The 20,710-nt window shown below is 59.3% G+C and carries 22 protein-coding genes and 1 tRNA gene; 7 read left to right on the forward strand and 16 right to left on the reverse strand.

What is annotated here, in order from left to right; genetic code table 11:
- Nucleotides 1–201: integrase core domain-containing protein (locus I3253_RS19625; protein ID WP_197919488.1), on the forward strand; the 201-nt coding region annotated here is incomplete at its 5' end.
- Here the strand turns inward: I3253_RS19625 and I3253_RS19630 are convergent.
- The gene (locus I3253_RS19630; RefSeq protein WP_408647863.1) at nt 147–377 is read right to left on the reverse strand and encodes a hypothetical protein; all 231 of its coding nucleotides are present in this window, start codon (nt 375–377) and stop codon (nt 147–149) included. The two genes, I3253_RS19625 and I3253_RS19630, sit on opposite strands and share 55 nt — an antisense overlap.
- A gap of 570 nt (nt 378–947) precedes the next feature.
- Here I3253_RS19630 and I3253_RS19635 point away from each other — a divergent pair.
- Nucleotides 948–2,378, forward strand: coding sequence for an FAD-binding oxidoreductase (locus I3253_RS19635; protein ID WP_197919489.1), 1,431 nt, complete (start codon nt 948–950; stop codon nt 2,376–2,378).
- 549 nt (nt 2,379–2,927) lie between these two features.
- Here the strand turns inward: I3253_RS19635 and I3253_RS19640 are convergent.
- The 13 genes from I3253_RS19640 to I3253_RS19700 all read right to left on the reverse strand — a co-directional run bounded on the left by I3253_RS19640 (nt 2,928) and on the right by I3253_RS19700 (nt 13,825).
- Complete coding sequence (locus I3253_RS19640; protein WP_197919490.1) at nt 2,928–3,764, reverse strand: fumarylacetoacetate hydrolase family protein; 837 nt, start codon at nt 3,762–3,764, stop codon at nt 2,928–2,930.
- Between the two features lie 21 nt (nt 3,765–3,785).
- Nucleotides 3,786–4,514 (reverse strand): SDR family oxidoreductase, encoded by a 729-nt coding sequence (locus I3253_RS19645; RefSeq protein WP_197919491.1) that lies wholly within the window; start codon nt 4,512–4,514, stop codon nt 3,786–3,788.
- Between the two features lie 18 nt (nt 4,515–4,532).
- On the reverse strand, nt 4,533–5,735 hold the full coding sequence (locus I3253_RS19650) for a UxaA family hydrolase (protein ID WP_197919492.1): 1,203 nt from the start codon (nt 5,733–5,735) through the stop codon (nt 4,533–4,535).
- On the reverse strand, nt 5,728–6,030 hold the full coding sequence (locus tag I3253_RS19655; protein ID WP_197919493.1) for a UxaA family hydrolase: 303 nt from the start codon (nt 6,028–6,030) through the stop codon (nt 5,728–5,730). The genes I3253_RS19650 and I3253_RS19655 overlap by 8 nt, the downstream gene beginning before the upstream one ends.
- On the reverse strand, nt 6,027–6,479 hold the full coding sequence (locus I3253_RS19660) for a MaoC/PaaZ C-terminal domain-containing protein (RefSeq protein WP_197919494.1): 453 nt from the start codon (nt 6,477–6,479) through the stop codon (nt 6,027–6,029). The genes I3253_RS19655 and I3253_RS19660 overlap by 4 nt, the downstream gene beginning before the upstream one ends.
- 25 nt (nt 6,480–6,504) lie before the next feature.
- Entirely contained in the window at nt 6,505–7,014 is a 510-nt protein-coding gene (locus I3253_RS19665; RefSeq protein ID WP_197919495.1) for a MaoC family dehydratase, read from the reverse strand.
- Between the two features lie 15 nt (nt 7,015–7,029).
- On the reverse strand, nt 7,030–8,085 hold the full coding sequence (locus I3253_RS19670; RefSeq protein WP_197919496.1) for a Gfo/Idh/MocA family protein: 1,056 nt from the start codon (nt 8,083–8,085) through the stop codon (nt 7,030–7,032).
- A gap of 8 nt (nt 8,086–8,093) precedes the next feature.
- Nucleotides 8,094–8,423: an L-rhamnose mutarotase gene (locus tag I3253_RS19675; protein WP_197919497.1), complete on the reverse strand. Its 330-nt coding sequence runs from the start codon at nt 8,421–8,423 to the stop codon at nt 8,094–8,096.
- Nucleotides 8,424–8,435: 12 nt separating this feature from the next.
- The gene (locus I3253_RS19680; RefSeq protein ID WP_197919498.1) at nt 8,436–9,545 is read right to left on the reverse strand and encodes a mandelate racemase/muconate lactonizing enzyme family protein; all 1,110 of its coding nucleotides are present in this window, start codon (nt 9,543–9,545) and stop codon (nt 8,436–8,438) included.
- 6 nt (nt 9,546–9,551) lie between these two features.
- Nucleotides 9,552–10,640, reverse strand: a complete 1,089-nt coding sequence (locus I3253_RS19685) for an ABC transporter ATP-binding protein (protein WP_197919499.1) — start codon at nt 10,638–10,640, stop codon at nt 9,552–9,554.
- Between the two features lie 5 nt (nt 10,641–10,645).
- Nucleotides 10,646–11,512 carry a carbohydrate ABC transporter permease gene (locus I3253_RS19690; RefSeq protein WP_197919500.1) on the reverse strand — a complete coding sequence of 289 codons (867 nt, stop codon included), beginning with the start codon at nt 11,510–11,512 and terminating at the stop codon, nt 10,646–10,648.
- A 3-nt stretch (nt 11,513–11,515) separates the two neighbouring features.
- Nucleotides 11,516–12,412, reverse strand: coding sequence for a carbohydrate ABC transporter permease (locus tag I3253_RS19695; RefSeq protein ID WP_197919501.1), 897 nt, complete (start codon nt 12,410–12,412; stop codon nt 11,516–11,518).
- 105 nt (nt 12,413–12,517) lie between these two features.
- A complete protein-coding gene (locus tag I3253_RS19700; protein ID WP_197919502.1) occupies nt 12,518–13,825 on the reverse strand; it encodes an extracellular solute-binding protein in 1,308 nt (435 codons plus the stop codon).
- 146 nt (nt 13,826–13,971) lie between these two features.
- On the opposite strand from I3253_RS19700, the gene I3253_RS19705 reads away from it, so the two are divergent.
- The 4 genes from I3253_RS19705 to I3253_RS19720 are packed head-to-tail and all read left to right on the forward strand — an operon-like array spanning nt 13,972 to nt 17,974.
- A complete protein-coding gene (locus I3253_RS19705; RefSeq protein WP_232237248.1) occupies nt 13,972–14,808 on the forward strand; it encodes an amidohydrolase family protein in 837 nt (278 codons plus the stop codon).
- A gap of 48 nt (nt 14,809–14,856) precedes the next feature.
- On the forward strand, nt 14,857–15,669 hold the full coding sequence (locus I3253_RS19710) for an IclR family transcriptional regulator (protein WP_197919504.1): 813 nt from the start codon (nt 14,857–14,859) through the stop codon (nt 15,667–15,669).
- A 29-nt stretch (nt 15,670–15,698) separates the two neighbouring features.
- The gene (locus I3253_RS19715) at nt 15,699–16,841 is read left to right on the forward strand and encodes an extracellular solute-binding protein (protein ID WP_197919505.1); all 1,143 of its coding nucleotides are present in this window, start codon (nt 15,699–15,701) and stop codon (nt 16,839–16,841) included.
- Nucleotides 16,838–17,974 carry a CaiB/BaiF CoA transferase family protein gene (locus I3253_RS19720; protein WP_197919506.1) on the forward strand — a complete coding sequence of 379 codons (1,137 nt, stop codon included), beginning with the start codon at nt 16,838–16,840 and terminating at the stop codon, nt 17,972–17,974. The genes I3253_RS19715 and I3253_RS19720 overlap by 4 nt, the downstream gene beginning before the upstream one ends.
- Nucleotides 17,975–18,042: 68 nt before the next feature.
- Here the strand turns inward: I3253_RS19720 and mtaB are convergent, their stop codons facing one another.
- Complete coding sequence (gene mtaB, locus I3253_RS19725; RefSeq protein ID WP_197919507.1) at nt 18,043–19,305, reverse strand: tRNA (N(6)-L-threonylcarbamoyladenosine(37)-C(2))-methylthiotransferase MtaB; 1,263 nt, start codon at nt 19,303–19,305, stop codon at nt 18,043–18,045.
- Nucleotides 19,305–20,144, reverse strand: a complete 840-nt coding sequence (gene dapF / locus I3253_RS19730) for a diaminopimelate epimerase (protein ID WP_197919508.1) — start codon at nt 20,142–20,144, stop codon at nt 19,305–19,307. Before dapF ends, mtaB begins: the two co-directional genes overlap by 1 nt.
- A 98-nt stretch (nt 20,145–20,242) precedes the next feature.
- Here dapF and I3253_RS19735 point away from each other — a divergent pair.
- Nucleotides 20,243–20,318: transfer RNA gene (locus tag I3253_RS19735), tRNA-Lys, on the forward strand.
- Nucleotides 20,319–20,710 lie beyond the last annotated feature (392 nt).

Consider the following 20,710-nt stretch of genomic DNA (forward strand, 5'->3'; position numbering starts at 1 on the left):
ATCGCGGCCTGGGCGGCTGACTACAACACCGAACGACCCCATTCAGCCTTGGACTACCAAACCCCGGCTGACTATGCACGGACCCTGACCACCGCAATCGCCCGCCCCGCTACGCGAGATGAAAGCTCCACGCGTCGGGCGATTGCTCAACCTGCGCCAACCGGCGTAAACACAAACCGGGCTCCGGTCGCGGCTGGATGAAAGTTCAGTGGCAGGTCAGCCTCAATGTCGGCTTTGACCTGCTCCATCATTTTAGAACCCTGGTGATCGACCGGGAATACCCCGGCGAACTTCAGCCGCATGTCAGCGGCAAAAGCGGGTGTGGCGAGCTGTAGTGCGACAGTGCCTGCCGCCAGGTATTTCAGGAAGTTTCTCATCTTCAGTGTCTCTCCTCTTGACCGAAGGTTGTCCTGGTTGAAGGGCGGGCGTGTGCTCTCCTGGTCGTGCATGCTGTAAGAGCTGCAATAGCGCTCACTGAGTCAGCAGCGATTTGCCGGGCCGGTTTGCCGTTGCCACCACGGCGGGGCTTCTGAACCTGCAAGGTCTGAAGACCGTGGTGCCTGGGACACCGCCATTGGTTCCCCTCTTCCTCTCTGGTTCAGACAAGGTAGGGGGTGGGGGATTGGCGTTTATGCTGAAGGCTGGAGTGAAACGGCAGAATCTTTGGGCCTGGTTAGATCCCGCAGCGCAATCTTTTGTGACGGCCTGCCTCGGCCAGTTTTTTGATTCCTGTGCAGATTTCGTCCGAAGACAAAACCCTGACCCGGGCAGGCTGCCCTGTAACTGAGCAAATCAACGGCCAGGTTGGGGCTGATCCTGATGACTGTACGCAGTTTGATGGCACAAACGACGCTTGTGCGGCACAGAATGCGTTTTCCGGGCTGGAAAACAAAATTTCCTAAACTTCACTCGCCTTAGCATGTCGCTCGAACACAAGAGGGCGCGTGATGACTCCATATGAACAGGTGCTGGCCGCCTTGCCGGCTGAAATCGTGGTAAGCGATAAAGACATTATCGACGGATACACGACGGATTTCCGCAAGAAGTACAGGGGTGAAAGCCCGGCGCTGCTGCGGCCGCGCTCGACTGAGGAAGTCGGCTCAGTCGTTAGGCTTTGCGGACAACACAATGTCGCCCTGGTACCGGTCGGTGGCAATACCGGGTATTGCGGTGGTGCCACACCTGATGACAGCGGCCAACAGCTGCTGATCAGCCTACAGCGGATGAACAAGGTCCGCGAGGTGGATGCTGATAACCTCTCGATCACTGTCGATGCAGGGTGCATCCTGTCTGAAATCCATCAGGCGGCGGAACAGGTGAACCTGATGTTCCCTCTGTCGCTGGGCTCTCAGCAGTCATGCCAGATCGGTGGGAACATTTCCACGAACGCGGGCGGGGTATCTGCTGTCCGGTATGGAATTACCAGGGATCTGGTTCTGGGCCTTGAAGTCGTGCTGCCCGATGGACGGATACTCAGCAATCTGTCGCCGTTGCGAAAGGACAACCGGGGGTATGCCCTGCACCAGCTCCTGATCGGTGCCGAAGGCTCGCTCGGGATCGTGACGGGGGCCTCGCTGCGCCTGTTTCTGCCCCCGGTCAACCGGGTCACGGCGTTTCTGGCAATCAGCGGGGTCAGCGATCTGATGCCGCTTCTGGCAAAGGCACAGCAGTACACTGGCGAAGCAGTCACTTCGTTCGAATACATCTCTGATGCGTCCCTCGACTTGCTCTTTGCCGGAAAACCTGAGTTGCGTCGACCGGTGCAGACCTCATCAAAGCACTTTGTCCTCATCGAAGCGGCTACGTCCTCTCCTGTTTTGGCGATGGACCAGGCCATCGAAGCGTTCTTTGAGGACGGAATGTCCGAAGAGATGATCCTGGATAGGGTGATTGCAACCAGCGAACAGCAACGGCAGGATTTCTGGAACTTGCGGGAGCATATCCCCGAGGGTGAGGTGCTCAACGGTGGTTCAGTGAAACATGACGTTTCGGTGCGCATCTCTGATATGGCCAGGTTCATTGAACTTGGCAGCGAACTTGTCGACCGGTACGGGCAGGGAGCGCGGCTTTCGGTCTACGGACATGTGGGAGACGGCAATGTCCATTTCAACGTCCTCTCCCCTGAAGGGGTCAAAGCCGCAGCCTTCCTTGAAGAGGTGAGTGCTGAGGTCTCTCCCTGTATCTATGATCTCGTTGCAAAACTCGACGGGTCGTTCAGCGCAGAATACGGCCTTGGCCAGGACAAGCTGTCGCTCGATCAAAGTTATGGAGATCCGGTCAAACGCCACCTCATGGGTGCGATTAAGGACTTCCTTGATCCAATAGCGGTCATGAACCCGGGGAAAGTGGTGGGCAGCCAGATTTGCGACCCAAGTTGAAGTTGCAGGAAGGGCGCGAAGTACGCGCCCTTCGGTGCAGCTGGATCCGCTGATGGCACACGTGTTTGCATCAAGGGCGACATTGCAGGCTGGGGACCAGTTGTGAATTGAGCCGAATGCGGTTCGATCAAGAGGTACCCACCTGAAGAGGAAATGCGTCCGCTACCCTTTCTCCATCTTGTTTTTCAGCGTCTTTGTCAGAATTCTGCCGACAAATCTGGAAGTCGCCAGGCTTGATTGGATGATCGGCTGTAGAGAAGAAAAACTTTAGAAGATTGGCCAAATCGCTCTTTTCCAAAGGAAAAAATGTGGTTTGAATCAGATGTAGGGGCAAAATCTTGCCCACTGCTGGACGTGACTGGTGTCCGCAATGCATCAGGGATGAACCGCAGAACTATGCGCAGATTTGGCGCAAAGCTTTGGGCTGCAAATGCTGGATTTTCTCTTGCGAATGAATAAGGGCCCCGCAGCGCTTCGGGCGGCCCTACAAATACTTCTGGAATTGAAGGGTTTGCCGGCGTTCATCCGGCAAACCCGCGCCCACAGGGATCAATCCTGAACGCACACCTGTTTTTGCTGGCCCAACCCTTGGATGCCAAGTTCAACCACATCACCCGGCTTCAGATAGCGCGGCGGGTTGAACCCCATGCCCACGCCCGGCGGGGTGCCGGTCGAGATGATGTCGCCAGGGTGAAGGGTCATGAACCCGCTGAGATAGCTGACAACGTGCGCCACCCCGTACACCATCGTCTGGGTAGAGCCATCCTGAACCTTTTCACCGTTCACCGTCAGCCACATTCCAAGGTTCTGCGGGTCTGCAATCTCGTCTTTCGTCACCAGATACGGACCGGTCTGGCCGAAATTGTCACAGCTCTTGCCCTTGGTCCACTGACCCGCGCGCTCGGTCTGAAAGGCGCGCTCAGAAACATCATTGATCACACAATACCCGGCGACGTGGTCCAGTGCCTCGGATTCCGAGACATATTTCGCGGGCTTTCCGATCACCACACCCAGTTCAACTTCCCAGTCGGTCCTGTCGCTGCCGCGCGGAATAAGAATGGGATCGTTCGGGCCACAGATCGCGCTGGTGGCTTTCATGAACAAAACCGGCTCGGGCGGAACATCCATGCCGGTTTCGGCGGCGTGGTCGGAATAGTTCAGCCCGATACACATGAACTTGCCGGTACCCCCAACGCAAGCGCCCAGTCGCGGGTCGCCTGTCACAACGGGCAGATTGTCAATGTCGACCCCAGCCAGCCGGTCAAGATTGGCCAGTGTGTCTCCGGCGATATCGCCGACTATGCCGCTCAGGTCACGTATATTGCCCTGGGCATCCAGAATGCCCGGTTTCTCGGCCCCGCGCGGGCCGTAACGTAGAAGTTTCATGTAGTCTCCGTGAGTTGTGTGTCAGATCGTCCAGCCGCCATCGATGTTCAGCGCCTGACCTGTTGTAAATCCGGATTCATCGGAAGCAAGATAGCACGCCAGCGCCGCGATTTCCTCTGCCGTGCCGACTCGCCCCATTTTCTGGCGCGCGTTGAACTCTTTCCATGCCTTCTCATAGTCGCCGGTCGCCCTCAACCTCTCATGAAGGCTCGGGCTGTCAACGGTCCCGGGGCAAATCGCATTACAGCGGATGCCTTGTTGAACATAATCGGCAGCAACCGATTTCGTCAGCCCGATGACGGCGGCCTTGGTGGTCCCATAAACACAGCGGTTCGGCACCCCGATCACCGATGACGCCAGCGAAGCGATGTTGACGATAGAACCCCGCCCGCGTTCCAGCATCCCCGGCAACACGGCACGGATCGTATCGAACATCGGCTTGACGTTCAGCGCAAAGGCAAACTCCAGGTCGCTGCGGCTTGCCTCAAGCACCGTTCCGGCGTGGACGATCCCGGCGCAGTTGAACAGGATGTCAACCTGCCCGGCCTCGGCGACAGCAGCGTTTACCGCATCCGTGTCGGTCACGTCCAGCTGGAGCACCTCCAGCCCTTCCGCACCCTGAAGCGGCGCAATATTGATATCTGTCGCAATCACGCGCGCGCCTTCGGCCGCCATGCGCTCGACTGTCGCGCGGCCAATTCCCTGCGCGGCGGCGGTGGCGAATACTGTTTTTCCGTCAAGTCTTTTCATGATGCTCTCTATTCGATTTCAGACAGTTGGCAGGCACGCGGGCCCGATCGGATCAAAGCTCTTGTAGGTCAGGATGAATTCCTGGTGGCCCAATGCCTCGGAAGCAGTCGCGGTACCGGCAGCAGTGGCACAAATCCGGGTATAAATCTCACCAGCCACATCGTCGAGGCTTTGCTTTCCTTCGATTATGGCGCCAGCGTTGATATCCATATCTCCAGCCAGCGCACGGTAGGTATCCGGGTTGGCGCAGATCTTTATGACTGGAGAAATCGCGGACCCGACAACCGACCCGCGCCCAGTGATAAACAGTGTCATATGGGCACCGGAGGCGATCATCTCGACGATCTCTGCATTGTCCGAGATGTTGGGAAATCCGAACCGCACCTCACCGTCAGGCACAACGTCCATCAGGTAAAGCCCGCCTTTCGGGGGCACGTCACCCGGCTTGATAATCCCGGAAATCGGGGCATCGCCGGATTTCACATAGGCGCCCAGTGACTTTTCCTCGATGGTCGACAACCCTCCGGTGGCGTTCCCGGCGGCAAAGCTGCCATACCCCAGAACGCTGTAATAGCGCGCTGCCTTGTCGACACAGGCCTTCAGCTCTGCGCCAAGTTCCGGCGTCACGGCTCTTTCCGCCATGATGTGCTCACAGCCGATCAACTCGCCGGTTTCCTCAAAAATGCAGGCCGCGCCTTCGGCCACCAGCCGGTCAAATGTCCGCCCCGCCGCCGGATTGCCGGATAGCCCGCTTGTACCGTCAGACCCGCCACAAACCGTGCCCACGACAAGATCGCTGACACCCATGTCCACGCGCGGAACGTCGGCGATCCGGTCCAGCATATCGCGCACCAATGCGGTGCCTTTGTCGATCGTGGCTGCCGACCCGCCCGTTTTCTGGATCACCAGCGTTTCCACCGGACGCCCCGATGCGGCTATGACGCTGGCCAGTTTGGATCGGTTGAAGCTTTCACACCCCAACGACACCAGAAGCACGGCACCAACATTGGGATGGGTGCCCAATCGTTCCATCATCTTTTGGGCATAGTCATTCGGAAAACAGCCGGGGAAGCCGATAAGATGCACTTCGGCATCGCGAAAGTTCCGCACGATTTCGTCAGCAACAAAATGCGCGCACTCGACAAGATAGGCCACAGCCACCGTGTTGCGGATGCCTTTGCGGCCATCAGACCGCAGAAACCCCTGCCAAACCTCAGACATCAGTCAACCCCGCCTCTTCTTTCCGGTAATGGGTCGCCGTGTAGCGGCTGACGATATTGTGGACGTGCACATGCGCGCCAGGGGCAATATCCTCGCTCGCGGTGCCGATGGGCATACCATATTTGATCACAAGATCCCCCTTGGCGATGGGGCGGTCGGCCACCTTATGCGCCATTGCGACATCCGACTGGGTTTCGAACGTGCCGCTTTCGCTCGTGATCCGCGCGCCCCGCGGCACCAGACGCAAAGCAACCTGTACGTTGTCATCCCGATGGAGCTTCAGAAACGCGCTCATGCCGCCGCTTTCATCTGAACCAGATAGATATGCTCGCAGAACAACACCACCTCGTTACGCTGATTGATCACTTCGCATTTCTCATAGACCTGCCCCATGCCCGCGCGCTTTTTATCGGGATGCTTGCGGTCGATCGTCAGGCGCGTTCGGATCGTGTCACCAATGTGAACAGGGCGCACAAAGCGCAGCCGGTCATATCCATAGGAAAACGCGACAGGGTTGATCACGCTGGCAGTCATGCCGATGCCGATGGAAAACACCATGGTGCCATGCGCGATACGTTGGCCAAACTCCTGCGTAGCACACCACTCGGCATCCATATGATGCGGAAAGAAATCGCCGGTATGTCCGGCGTGAACAACGAAATCGGTCTCGGTGATCGTGCGCCCGAAGGTTTCGCGCATGTGGCCGATTTCATAGTCCTCGTAGTAAATGCTTTGCGTCTGCATAATGCTGTTTCCTTTGGCAGAGTCGTCAGGACTCGATTTCGTGCGCGGATGGATCGCGGTATTTCACCGTCTGGATATGCTCGGCATAAAGCGCCAGCTCGCCCTTGTTCTTGAAAACCTCGTAGGAGACTTTGACCAACCCCATGTCCTTGTATTTGGGGCGCTTCTCCAGATTGGTGCGCACGGTGTGAATCGTGTCTCCGATGAACACCGGCTTGATGAAGCGCAACTTGTCATAGCCGTATGAGAACGTGTTGACGTTGTTATGCGCCATCAGCCCCAGCCCATAGGCAAACACCATCGCGCCAGCGACCAGGCGTTTTCCGAACACGCCTTCTTCGCTGGTAAAGATGTCGTCCGCCACATAGGGGTGATTGTCCATCACCAGGCTGTTGAACAGCATGGCCTCACCCTCGGAAATGGTCCGTCGGATCGATCGCCATTTCTGCCCAACCTCAAAGTCCTCGTACAGCCAGGTTTCCACATTGAACAACGGAATGTCCTTGTTCTCGTCATAATAGCTGGTGTCGGCCATGGCGGTGTCCTCCGGTTACTGGGGTTTCGCGGCGATCGGATGGGCGGGCGCGGCGCTGCTTTCGTAGGCCGCTTCAACAAGGGCCATCGTGTTCCAGGCGTCTTCGACACTGGAAACAAGGGCGTCATCCTCGCCGGTGACAAAGCGTTGAAGCTGGCTCATCCGGCTGGCAAACGCGTCGGGAAACCAGGCGCCGTCCAGGTCAACCGCGTGCCAGCCATTGCCGGTATTGATCTCAAGAATGTCCGGCTCGCCCTTTGGGTAATCAAGGTTCACGCCCAGTTGCAGATAGGCCGCGCCCTTGGTGCCACAGATGCGGAACTCGCAGGCCTGATATTTACGGCCGAACGAATGGTTGTGATTGATCGATAGCGCACAACGCAGCCTGTCGCCGTAATCCAGAATGGCCGCCGTGCGGGTCTGGGCGATCTTCGACAAGGGATGTCCCAGCGATTTGGCGTGAACGCCTTTCGGGTCGCCCAACAAACCGCGAATGAAATCAAGATAGTGGATCGAATGCAGGCTGATCTCGACCCGGGGCAGAGGTTCCAGGAACTTCCACAGGCCCCAGGGCGTGTCCAGCGCCAGCCACGCGTCGAAATCCACGATCTCGCCCAGCAGTCCCCGGTTCACGACATCCTGAAGCGCCAGGATCATCGGCGCGAACCGCAACTGAAAATTGACCGCCGCCTTCAGCTTGCGCGCGCGGCAGATCTTTAGGATTTCGGTCGCGCCGCCCAGGTCCGAACCCATCGGCTTTTGTATCAGAACGCCAGCACCTTCGGGCAGGTTCGACAGGATCCCGGCGTGGGCATCGGGCGGGGTGGCCAGGTCGAAAATCGCGTCCTCCACCGCCACGGCCTCTTCGGGTGTGGCATAGGCATTCACTCCATGCGCCCCGGCCAGCGCGCGCGCCTTGTCGATATCGGGGTCAAAGATGCCCGCCACCGTGTAACCGGCCCTGGCATAGGCGGGCAGATGGGCGTCTGTCACGATGGACCCGGCGCCAAATATGACGATGGGTTTCGGGTTTTTGGCTCTGGGCCAGTGTTGTTGCAGATCTTCAAACATCGCCGTCCTCAATCCAGGTGAAACACGTCTTCCATCATCGCCCACCACTCGCCGTCCTTGCGGGTATCCAGCGGCGCCTGGCAGGGCATACAGACATCCCACCAGCGTTGGGTCTCGGGATCAGCGGCCATCCTGGCGGCGTCTGCTTCGAAATCCTCGCCGTGGTATTCCCAATAACCGAACAACAGGTTTTCCGGCTCTTTCAGGAAGATCGAGTAGTTTCGGATATTGCACGCGGTGATCATCTTCAGCACACCGGGCCAGACATTGGCGTGCAGCTCCCTGTATTCCGCAACCTTGTCGGCGTTCAGCCCGATCACCATTCCCATTCTCTGCATGATCCCTCCTCCTCAGGCCACCTTGGCGGTCAGACCGTCGATGCGGCCAGCGTTCAGTTGGTCAAAGTCCCAGTCGATCCCCAGCCCCGGAGCGTCCGAAGGATAGGCCCGGCCCGTTTCCATCCGCATGGGCGAGGCCGTCAGCCCGTCCAGCTGTGGAATGTATTCCAGCCAGGGCGCGTTCGGGATCGCGCAGACAAGGCTGACATGCAGTTCCATCAGGAAATGGGGACAGACCGGCACGTTGTGCGCCTCGGCCATATGGGCAACCTTCATCCAGGGGGTGATCCCGCCTATGCGGGCGACATCCACTTGCACGATGCTGGCCGCGCCGGTGACGAGATAATCCTTGAACTGGCTCAAGCTATACATGCTTTCGCCCACCGCGATGGGGACGGATGTGCTGGCGGCAAGGCGCGCGTGTTCCATCACGTCATCGGACGGGATCGGCTCTTCAAACCACGCGATATCCATCTCCTCCAGCATACACGCCCTTCGAATGGCCTCGGCGCCGGTAAAGCTCTGGTTGGCGTCGGTCATGATTTCGTATGCGGGGCCTACCGCCTCGCGCACCGCCGCCAGACGCGCGCGATCTTCGCTCAGATGCGGCTTGCCGATCTTGACCTTGGAGCCGGAAAACCCCTGTGCCTGCGCCTCCACGGCATCGGCCACCAGCTCGTCGGTCGTCTTGTGCAGCCAGCCGCCTTCGGTCGTGTACATCGGCACCGACGGTTTCGCGCCGCCCAGCATCCGCCACAAGGGCAGGTTCGCGCGTTTGCAGCGTAAGTCCCAAAGCGCCGTGTCGATGGCTGCCAAAGCCAGCGATGTGATCGCCCCCACGGCCGTGGCGTGGGTCGAAAACAACAGATCGCGCCAGATGCGTTCGATCTCTTCGGCCTCGCGCCCGATCAACTGCGGCACCAGCGTTTCGCGCAACAGCGACATGATCGCGCCGCCGCCCTGCCCGATCGTATAGCAATAGCCAAGCCCGGTTGCGCCGTCGCTGTCGGTAATGCGCACAAACGGCGTTTCCTGACTGACAAAGCTCTGGATCGCATCAACCCGCTTCACCTTGGGCTTGAGATCCAGCATGAAGATTTCAACATGGATGATCCTGGCCATGATCGCTTACCTCAGGCTTTGCTGCGTCTTGGCGTCGAACAGATGACACCGGGTCAGATCCAGCTGAAACCGCAGCCGCTCACCGTCCTTGACGGGGCGCGGGCTCAGCATCTTGGCCTGCACTTCCCGGCCTGCGAGCGAACCGAACAACAGGGTTTCCGTGCCCAGCGGTTCCGAAAGGTTCACAGTCATGTCAAACTCGGCATAGGCGCCTTCCATCGGCATCGTGTGCCCCACCGGCATCAGGTTGTCGGCACGCAGGCCAAGGATGATCTCTTGCCCTTCCGCAACGTTGCCGGCGAATTGCGGCGGCAGGGGCACGACAGGCCCGTCCGTCAACGCCAACCTGTCTCCGCTCACGGTGCCGGGCAAAAGATTCATCGGAGGAGAGCCGATGAAGGTGGCCACGAACGTGTTGGCCGGGGTCTCGAACACATCCAGCGGCGTGCCGACCTGCTCGATATGCCCGTCGCGCATGATCACGATCCGATCGGCCAGCGTCATGGCCTCGACCTGGTCGTGGGTGACATAGACGATGGTTGATTTCACCTTCTGGTGCAGCTTTTTGATCTCGGTCCGCATCTGTGTGCGCAGCTTGGCATCCAGATTGGACAGCGGTTCGTCGAACAGGAACACTTCGGGATGGCGCACGATGGCGCGCCCCATGGCAACCCGCTGACGCTGACCGCCCGACAGAGCGCCCGGCTTGCGATCCATATAGTCGGCAAGGCTGAGAATCTGCGCCGCCTCGTCCACGGCCTTGTCGATCTCGGCCTGTGGGCGCTTGGCGATCTTGAGCGAGAAACCAAGGTTCTCGCGCACCGTCATATGCGGATAAAGCGCATAATTCTGAAACACCATCGAGATGTTGCGGTGGCGCGGCGGCAGGTCGTTCACCACCCGGTCGCCGATCGAGACCTCGCCTTCCGAGATCGCCTCCAACCCAGCAATCATACGCAAGGTCGTGGATTTTCCGCATCCCGAGGGACCAACCAGAACGACAAACTCGTTGTCCTGGATTTCAAGATCGATGCCGTGGACAACCTGAACCGCCCCGTATTTCTTGACAACGTTCCGAAGGTGAACCTGTGCCATTAGTCTTATCCTTTCACGCCGCCGAAAGTCAGGCCGGCAATGAGGTGTTTCTGAACGAGGAAGGTGAGGATGAGCGCGGGGATAATCATCAGAACCGCCAGCGCCGTCATACCGCCCCAGTTGATGGTGAATTCGGAAGTAAAGTCACGCAGACCAACCGGCATCGTTTTGGAGAACGTCGACCGCGTGAGTTGACTGGCCAGCGCATATTCGTTCCAGCTGGTCAGGAAGGCGAATATACCGGCTGACGCCACGCCGGCGCGGGCCACCGGAAATTCAACCCGCCAAAAGGCTTGCCAGCGCGTACACCCGTCAATCTCGGCCGCCTCGGCCAGGTCAATCGGCACCTGCCGGAAGAAGCCGTCGATCAGCCAGATCGTGAACGGCACGTTCAGCGCGACATAAACCAGGATCAACCCCAGATGGGTGTCGATCAGACCGGTCTTGGCCATCACGATGAACAGCGGCAGCGACAAGGATACCCCCGGCACGGCCCGTGTCAGCATCAGGCCGATAAAGATGCCGGATTTGCCCTTGAAGCGATAACGGGCAAAGGCATATCCGCCCGCCATGCCGATCAGAATGGCAATCGCCGTCGACGTGACAGAGATGATCAGCGAGTTGGTGAAATATTGCAGCACCGGAACACCGCCTTCGCCCGCGGCACCGAACATGGCCCGGTAATTGTCAAGATTCAGCTCGTTCGGAATCCAGACCGGCGGCTTGGCCATGATCTCGACAGTTGGGCGAAAGCTGTTCAGAACAACCCACAAACCGGGGACACAGATGATCGCCATGGCGATGAACAGCGTTACGAAATGCAGCACCTTGAGAAGACGTGCGCGGATACGGTGTTGAAGATTCTCGTTCATGTCTCAGCCCGCCATGCCCAGTTCGCTCCGCGCGGCATTCAGCTTGCGGAAGAAGTAAACGGTGAAGATGATCGCAAGGAAAATCGAGATATAGCCCATCGCGTTGGCGTACCCCATCTTGGCGTCGACATAGCCGGTGCGCCCGATCAGCGTCCACAACAGCTCGGTCCGCCGGGCTGGTCCGCCATTGGTCATGATCTGCACGATGTCATAGGCCCGCGCCACGTCCAGAGACCGGATCGCCAGCGCGATATAGATGAACGGCATCACATAGGGCAGTGTGATATGGCGAAAGCTTTGCCAGGGCGTACAGCCGTCCACCTTGGCCGCTTCAATCGGATCGCGCGGCACGGCGAACAGACCGGCAAGGATCAGAATGGCAAAAACCGAGGTCGCCGACCACATCTCGGCCGTCAGGATGGCGATGAACGCCAGTTGCCCGTCCACCAGCCAGGGGATTGCCCTGTCCGTCAGCCCAAGCGATTGCAGCGCATTGTTCACCAGCCCGACATTGTCGTTGAAGATGAACTTGAACTGAAACCCGACGAGAACGGGCGAGAACATCATCGGAAACATCATGATGGTGCGCAATGCGCGCTGGCCATATGTCACTTTGTTGACAAGAAGCGCCAGCCCCAGACCCATCAGCATTTCCAGGTTCAGCGCGATGGTAAGCAGCAGAACGGTTCGCCCGAAAGCGGCCCAGAAATGCGCGCTTTTCATCGCCTTTTCATAGTTGAATGTTCCGATCCACTTATACAGCGTTTCGGGGCGGGTCAGCTTGTATGGCGTAAAGCTGGAATAAAACGACAGGATCAGCGGGACCAGTACGACCGCTGCCAGGATGATGATCGCGGGCAGTAATAAGACAAACCACGCCGGTGGCCGGAAGCGGGACATTGCTTGCGTCCTTGAATTCAGGAAAGGGTTACTGGGTGTGATGCCGGGCAGGGCCCGAAGTGTGACCGGGGACGTGAGGAGGATCGCCCCCGGTCTGACGGCGCCCTAGTAGACGCCGTTCTCCTGCATCATCTCGTCCACGGCCTCGGCGGCATCGGCCAGGGCCTCGTCCACCGTCTTGTCGCCAAGAATGGCGGCCTGAAGCTCTGGATAGATGAGGTTGGTCGCCTCGATCCACTCTGGCGTCTGCGGTGCCGGGAAAGCGTGTCCCGCTCCGGCCTGGAACGCGGCGATGGCTTCGGCGCGGTACGGATCGGACTGCGCTGTCTCCAGCACATATTCCCAGACAGCCGTTCGCGTTGGCAGTGAGCCGCCGGCGCTTTCCAGCTTCTGGCTATCCTCGTTGGTCAGCCATTTGACAAGCGACGCAGCCGCTTCCTTGTTTTCGCAGGTTTCCGTGACCGAGAACCCGTGATGCCCGGACCAGCCGGTCCGCTTGCCCGAAGACCCGGCAGGCTGAACCTTTACGCCCACATTGCCTGCTGCCTTCGAGGAGTCCGGATCATTGAAGAACCCGGCCCAGCCCGGCCAATCCAGGTTGAGAGCGATCGTGCCCGAGGCAAAGCCCTGCCCCAGATCATCCCACAGATAAGACGTGGTGCCCGGAGGAACCGCACCGGCCTCGTAAAGATCGACGAACCACTGAAGCGCCCGCTTGCCCGCATCCGAGTTGAAGGCCGGCGACCAGTCATCATTGAACAGCTGACCACCTTCGGCCACGACCATCTCGTAATAACGGCCGACAATGGCCTCGTCTTTGCCCGCGTATTGGGTTCCGTAGAAATTCGGCGGATCAGCAAAGAATATCGCCTGCTCCTTGTATTCCTCCCAGGTGTCCGGCGGCGCCAGATCGCGCCCGGTCTTGGCCTTGTATGCGGCCTGGTTGTCGGCGTCCTCATAGACGGACTTGAGATAGTAAAGAACCGAAACATCAAACTGTGCCCGGGGCAACATGACCAGCGCATCTCCGATCCTGGAGGCCGCGATATTGGCCGGCACGTAGGCGGCGATTTCCTCTTTCGTCAGGTAAGGGGTCAGATCGGTGTAAAGGTTGGGGTATTGCGCGGCAAAGGACGAGTGGTTGGACCCCACGCACCAGCCAAGCGTTCCCGCCGCCAGATCTGATTTGAACTCCTTGTCCAGCTCAAAGTGGTTTTTCTTCGAGATGATATCCACCTTGGCGCCGGTCGCGGCTTCCCATTCGGCGATGCGGCCATACAGGCCTTCGTACTGCTGACCACCGATCAGCTTGGCCTGAAGGGTGATTCCGTCAAACTCTGCCGCGCTGGCATATCCTGCCACGGCTGCCAGGGCAGTCGCGCCCAGAAGCACCTTAAGTTTATGTTTTCCCATGAGTTCCTCCCTTTGGAATTCGATCGGCGCCGGGCAGCGCCTCACCTTGTATTTCCTGTATGAATTCTCATTTCACATTCATACTTAAACTTGACTTTCATATTTAGTCAATGATTATCTTGGGAGGACAACACGAGGACGCCACCATGCTGATCGATACCCACCTGCACCTGATCTATAAGGACCGGCTTGATTACCCCTGGCTGACTGACTTTGAGGTGCTGAACCGCGACAACCGGTTCACCACCTACACCCGCGACGCCGCGCGGCTGGGAATTTCGGGCTGTCTGCACATGGAGGTGGACGTGGCCGAACCGCTGATCGAGGCGGAGACCGCGTTGATCGGGGAGCTGGCCGAACAGCCCGGCAGCCTGATGCGAGGGGCCATTTCATCCTGCCGCCCCGAAAGTGACGGCTTTCCCGCATTTCTGGATCGCTGTCGCCTGAACCCGCTTGTCAAAGGATTCCGGCGGGTTCTGCACGTTGTCCCTGATGCGGTTAGCACAACGCCGACATTCCGCAACAACGTCAAACGACTGTCCGGCACCGGGCTGACCTTCGATCTTTGCGTGCTGCCGCGCCAGTTGGACCTGGCCGCGAACCTTGTGGATCACTGCCCGGACGTGACCTTCATCCTTGACCATTGCGGCGTGCCCGACATCGCCTCGGGCGCGATGGATCCATGGCGTGACGGCATACATGCCCTGGCAAAACGCCCGAATGTCACCGCCAAGATCTCCGGCGTCGTGGCCTATGGCGATGCCGACAGCTGGGGCCTGGATGACATTCGCCCCTACGTGCAGGAAACCGTCGCCGCATTCGGACATGACCGCATCGTCTGGGGATCGGATCAACCGGTCTGCAACCTGGGCGGCGGGCTGGCCACCTGGGTGGCCGCGACTCATGCGCTTACCGCCGACTGGACCACCAGCGACCGCGCCGCCCTGTATCGCGAAAACGCTTGCCGCATCTGGTCGCTTTAAGGCAGAACCGCGCAACTTTGCACACCGCACCAGCGGAAAGGACATGTCATGGCCACGAAATCCGCCGACCGATCTTCCCCCGATCTTGAGAAATACAGCGCCCCGGCCCTGTCCAAGGGTCTGGATATCCTTGAATTGCTGGCCGCCCAGACGCGCGGCCTTAAGAAGGCAGAAGTCGCCGCGGCACTTGATCGTTCGGTCAGCGAAATCTACCGGATGCTGGCCGTCCTTCAAATGCGCGGCTATGTGATGCTGGACCCAGAAAGCGAACGCTACAGCCTGACGCTCAGAATGTTCGAATTGTCGCACCGCCATCCGCCCACCAAACGGCTCTCTGCGGTTGCGGGCGAGATCATGGAGGAATACGCCCAGCGCCTCAATCAGTCTCTGCATCTGGCCATTCTGCACGGGTCCGACATTCTTGTGATTGCGCAGGTCGATCCACCCGACAACAACGTAACATCCGTGCGGTTGGGCGCGCGGGTGCCAATTTCCTACACTGCATCCGGCGCCTGTCTGGTTTTCAAGTTGCCCAAGGATCGTGTGGACGCGCTATGTGCCCGCAACCCGAACACCACGCCGGACATGCTGCACCAGTTTGACGAAAACATGCGCCAGGTGGCCACGGACGGCTATTGCCAAAGCCCGTCGCTGACGATCGGTGGCATCCACAACATCTCTGTACCCGTGTTCTCTTATGCCGGCGAAGTCGCCGCCGCACTGACAACTCCGTATATCCGCCGCCTAACCAGCGTTGGCGATCCCGATCTGGAAGACTGCCGCGATGCCATGATCGAGGCAGGTCAGCGGATATCCGATGCCCTGGGCGCCGGCGCCGCACTGGACACCGATACCGCCTGACCACCCAGACCCAAGACAGGGAACCTGACATGACACAGACCGTTGCTCTCAAAGGCATGACCTGGTCCGATCCGCGAGGCTACGACCCTCTTATCGCCGCAAGTCAGGCGTTTTCGAAATCCCACCCGGATGTCTCGATCCACTGGGACAAGCGATCCCTGCAAGGGTTCGAATCCACGCCCGTCGATGAACTGGCGGCAACATATGATCTGATGATCATCGACCACCCCCATGTCGGGGCCGTCGTTGCCAAGGACTGTCTGCTGCCGCTGGACACGCTGCTGGCGCGGGACACGCTGACCGCGTTGATGAACGAAACCATCGGCAAGAGCTTTGTCAGCTACAACATGGCGGGGCACCAATGGGCGCTGCCCGTCGATGCAGCAACTCAGGTTCAGGCCCACCGGCCCGATCTGGGAGATCGCGTCACACACTGGTCCGACGTCATCACTGTCGCCCGCGACAGGGCCGTGATCCTGCCCTTGCGACCGCCGCATAATCTGATGTGCATCTATACCCTTGCCGCCAATATCGGTGCGCCGTGCGGCTCCAACCCGCAAGAGCTTTTGCCTCTCGCCACCGCCGGGCGTGTGTTTGACGCGCTCATGGCGGTGACAGACAATCTGGATCATGCCTGTTACACGATGGACCCGATCGCAGCGATGGACGCGATGGCGGAAAGCGACACTTTGCGCCTGGCCCCATTGACCTACCTGTACAAGGGCTATGCCAATGCCCGGTATCGCAAATCCCGCATCGCCTTTTCGGACATGCCCGTTCTGGGCAGAAACGGCCCTGTCGGCTCGGCCCTGGGGGGAACCGGACTTGCCGTTTCGGCAAGAACGGATCACCCGGAAACCTGCGCGGCCTTCGCTGCGTGGGTCGCCGGGGCCGAATGCCAGCGCGCGCTTTATGCACAGTCAAACGGTCAGCCGGGCAACGCCGTCGCCTGGGCGGACGATGCCGTGAACGCGCCTGTGATGGACGCATACCGCAACACCCGCCTCACCCACGAAGCCGCCTGGCTGCGCCCCCGGCACAACGGCTACATGGGATTTCAGGAAGACGGCTCGCAGATCGTGAATGACATCCTGCGGGGCAAGACCGGCGTTCAGGCAGGGTGTCAGGCGCTGAACGCCCGTTTTGCCGCCAGTTTCGAGGGCCAGGCATGACCCAACCACCGCTTCGCGGCCTGAAGGTTCTGGATTTCTCGCAATTCCTTGCCGGGCCTTACGCATCGCTTCGTCTGGCCGATCTTGGTGCCGAAGTGATCAAGGTAGAGCGGACCGGCAAGGGCGATCTGTCGCGCTATCTTTATGTTTCCGATGTCATGATCGACGGCGAAAGCTCGATCTTTCATGCGATCAATCGGGGTAAGAAATCCATCGCCGTCGATCTGAAAAGCGACGCAGGCCAGGCCCGGATCTGGGATCTGATCGAAGACGCCGACGTTGTCATCCAGAATTTCCGCCCCGGCGTGATCGAACGTCTGGGATTTGGCTATGAGGCGGTCCGGCGCCGCAAACCAACCATCGTTTACGGCTCTATTTCGGGCTACGGCGCTGGCCACGACTGGCAGGGTCTGCCCGGTCAGGATCTTCTGGCACAGGCCCGTAGCGGTATAATGTGGCTGTCCGGCTCGGCAACCGATGGGCCCGTGGCTTTTGGCTTGCCGGTCGCGGATATCCTGGCCGGCGCGGCACTGGCGCAGGGGATTCTGGCGTTGTTGGTGCAGCGCGGGATATCGGGGCAGGGTGGTCATGTCGAAACCAGCCTGCTGGAGGCTATCGTCGATTTGCAGTTCGAATTGCTGTCCACCCACCTGAACAACAATTTCCAGCTCCCCGACCGCCCAAAGGCAAACGCCGCCCATGCCTTTCTGGCTGCACCATACGGCGTCTACCAAACCTCGGATGGTTACATCGCCATTGCCATGAACGACATAGACGCCCTTTTCAGATGCCTGGGCATGACATCCCGCCAAACCGGGCTTGATCCATTTGCCGACCGGGACCGCATTCAGGCGCAGATCGCACAACATGTGGCCGGGTGCGATACGATTTCCCTGATCCGTAAAATGGAGGCTGACGATATCTGGGCCGCGCCTGTGATGGACTGGCACGATCTGCGCGGTACCGGCATCCTGAACACGCTTGACTGTCTCGGTCGGGCCGAACGCGGCGGGCAGGACTTTGCGATCGTGAAATCGCCCATTCGCATCAACGGCACCCGCCCCTTTGCCTCTGGGGCCGCGCCCTATCTGGGCTCTGATCAGGTGGAGTGGGACAAGAACAGCGGCACGTAACGATCCGGGATCGTCACTCAAGGCACCGCGAGGGCATGGCTCCATCACTCGGGACGCTTCTGTCGGGATCAGATGGCCCTCAATCGCCCATCAGCCCACCCGTCGATTTTCGCCGACACGATTTCGCCCACGTCGCGTGGCGCCGAAAACACCACTTCGGCAAATTGCTCTGTCCGGCCCATCAGCGGGTTCTCCATCAGGACCCGGTGGTCCCGCCCCGTCTGAGCCGCAAGGTGGCGTTCCACCTGCACGTGACCGGCTTGCCGCAACCGTGCTGCCCGCGCCTTGGTATCGTTGCCGTTCACCTGCGGCATACGCGCTGCCGGGGTGCCGGTGCGGGGCGAAAAGGGAAACACATGCAGCCATGTCAGATCGCAGTCAGACACCAGCCTGAGCGAGTTGAGGAACATCGCCTCTGTTTCCGTGGGAAACCCGACAATGATATCCGCGCCAAAGGTCATGTCCGGGCGCAGGCGGCGCGCCTCTTCACAAAACCGAATGGCGTCATCGCGCAAATGCCGGCGTTTCATGCGCTTCAGGATCATGTCGTCACCCGCCTGCAAAGACAGGTGCAAATGCGGCATCAGCCGCGGCTCGGTGGCCACGGCCTGCATCAGGGCGTCGTCGGCCTCGATGGAATCGATGCTGCTGATCCGCAAGCGGGGCAAATCCGGCACCAGCTTCAGAATCCGCATTACCAGATCCCCCAGCCGAGGCTCTGCCGGAAGATCGGCGCCCCAGCTTGTCAGGTCCACCCCGGTCAGCACCACCTCGTTGAACCCTCTGTCGACCAGTCGCTTGATCTGATCCACGACGACACCCGCCGGAACCGAGCGCGAATTGCCCCGGCCATAGGGAATGATACAAAATGTGCAGCGGTGGTCGCACCCGTTCTGTACCTGGACATAGGCGCGGCTTCTGGTGCCAAAGCCGTCAATCAGGTGGCTGGCCGTTTCGCGAACCGACATGATGTCGTCCACCATGACCTTCTCGGTCTCGCCAATGAAATCCGCAGCCATGCCCGCCCATGTTTCCGGGCGCATTTTCTCGGAATTGCCGACCACCTTGTCAACTTCGCCCATGGTGGCAAAGGTTTCCGGCTCTGTCTGGGCGGCGCATCCGGTGACGATGATGCGCGCATCGGGGTTCTCCCGGCGCAAGCGGCGAATCTCCTGACGCGCCTTGCGCACGGCCTCGGCGGTCACGGCGCAGGTATTGACGATCACCGCATTATCCAGCCCGGCCTCGGCCGACATCGCCTTCATCGCTTCGGTTTCATAGGCGTTAAGGCGACACCCCAGCGTCGTGAATTTGGGTGGCGCACCCGACATCACACAGACTCCAGAAAGGCGCGCGTAAACACGCCCGAAAACACGTGCATCGTGGGCCCGGTCATCCAGACCCCGTCATCCGCCCAATCGATCCAAAGCGTGCCGCCATCCAGATCAATACGAACTTGTCGCCCGGTCAAACCCCGGCGCGCCGCGGCTACGGCGGTCGCACAGCTTGACGAACCCGACGCCATCGTGATGCCCACTCCGCGCTCCCAGACCCGCATACGGATGTGGTCCTTGCCCACGATCTGGGCCACCTGCACATTCGTGCGTTCGGGGAACAGAGGGTGATGTTCATGCAGGGCACCGAATGTCGCCAGATCGACTGCGCCCGCATCTTCCACGAAAAACGTGCAATGCGGATTGCCCATGCCTGTCGCTGTCGGGCCGCCCTCGATCGGCAATTCAAGGCTGTCCATCTGCCGTGAAAGTGGAATCTCGCGCCAATCCATCTGGGGCGCCCCCATATTGACCGCCGTCAGCCCATCGCCGGCATCCCGCGCGTCCAGCGTGCCGCGATCCGTCGTGAGCCTCAGCGCATCGCGCCCGGTTTCATCCATGAGATACCGGGCAATACAGCGCGTGGCGTTCCCGCACGCCGCCGAGGTTGATCCGTCAGCATTGTAAAAGGTCAAATGCGCGTCCGCCGTGCTCTTCGTGATGACTGCAAGCTGATCAAATCCTACCCCGCAATGGCGGTGCGCGATTGCCCTGATCTGTGCCCCGGTCAGGCCGAACCCATTCCTACGGGCATCGATGACAACGAAATCGTTGCCCAGCCCGTGCATTTTCATAAAGGGCGTTGTGGTATCTGTTGGCGCGCTCATGGCGGGCATATACGCCTGTTGTCATGCCGTTTCCAGAGGCCATGCTTTTTTGTTCAGAATCGGCTTGACCACCCAAGGCAGTCAGCTTAGTAACCGCGCCACAGAGTGGGCCGTTAGCTCAGTTGGTAGAGCAACTGACTTTTAATCAGTGGGTCGCAGGTTCGAATCCTGCACGGCTCACCACTGAAATCAATGACTTAGCGTGTTTTGGTTAAGTGCTTAGGCTCTTTTCAGGCTCAGCTCATGTCCAAACTAGGCGCCTCCTTACATTCACTTCATAGGACGGTGCCTTCAGAAGGCAGCGGGCGTAGGTTTCAAAACGCAATCCTTTCTCTGGCTCCACGGTGTGGCGTGATCACAGAGCAATGTCCTGAAGGGATTATACACTGAGAGTTTGACACACTCAGACAGTGACCCTATCTATCAATCAAAAGATGAGACGATACGGATGAAGTCTAGGGACGAACTTATTTCACTGGTCCAGTCACTGGAGCCAAGTGAAGTGGTCCCGGAAATCCGGACAGTTAGCTAAGGTGTATCCCGAACTTTTTGGAGGGATACGAGATGGCGAAACG

The sequence above is a fragment of the Thiosulfatihalobacter marinus genome (assembly GCF_016019955.1).
GTDB classification, from domain to species: Bacteria; Pseudomonadota; Alphaproteobacteria; order Rhodobacterales; family Rhodobacteraceae; genus Shimia; species Shimia marinus_A.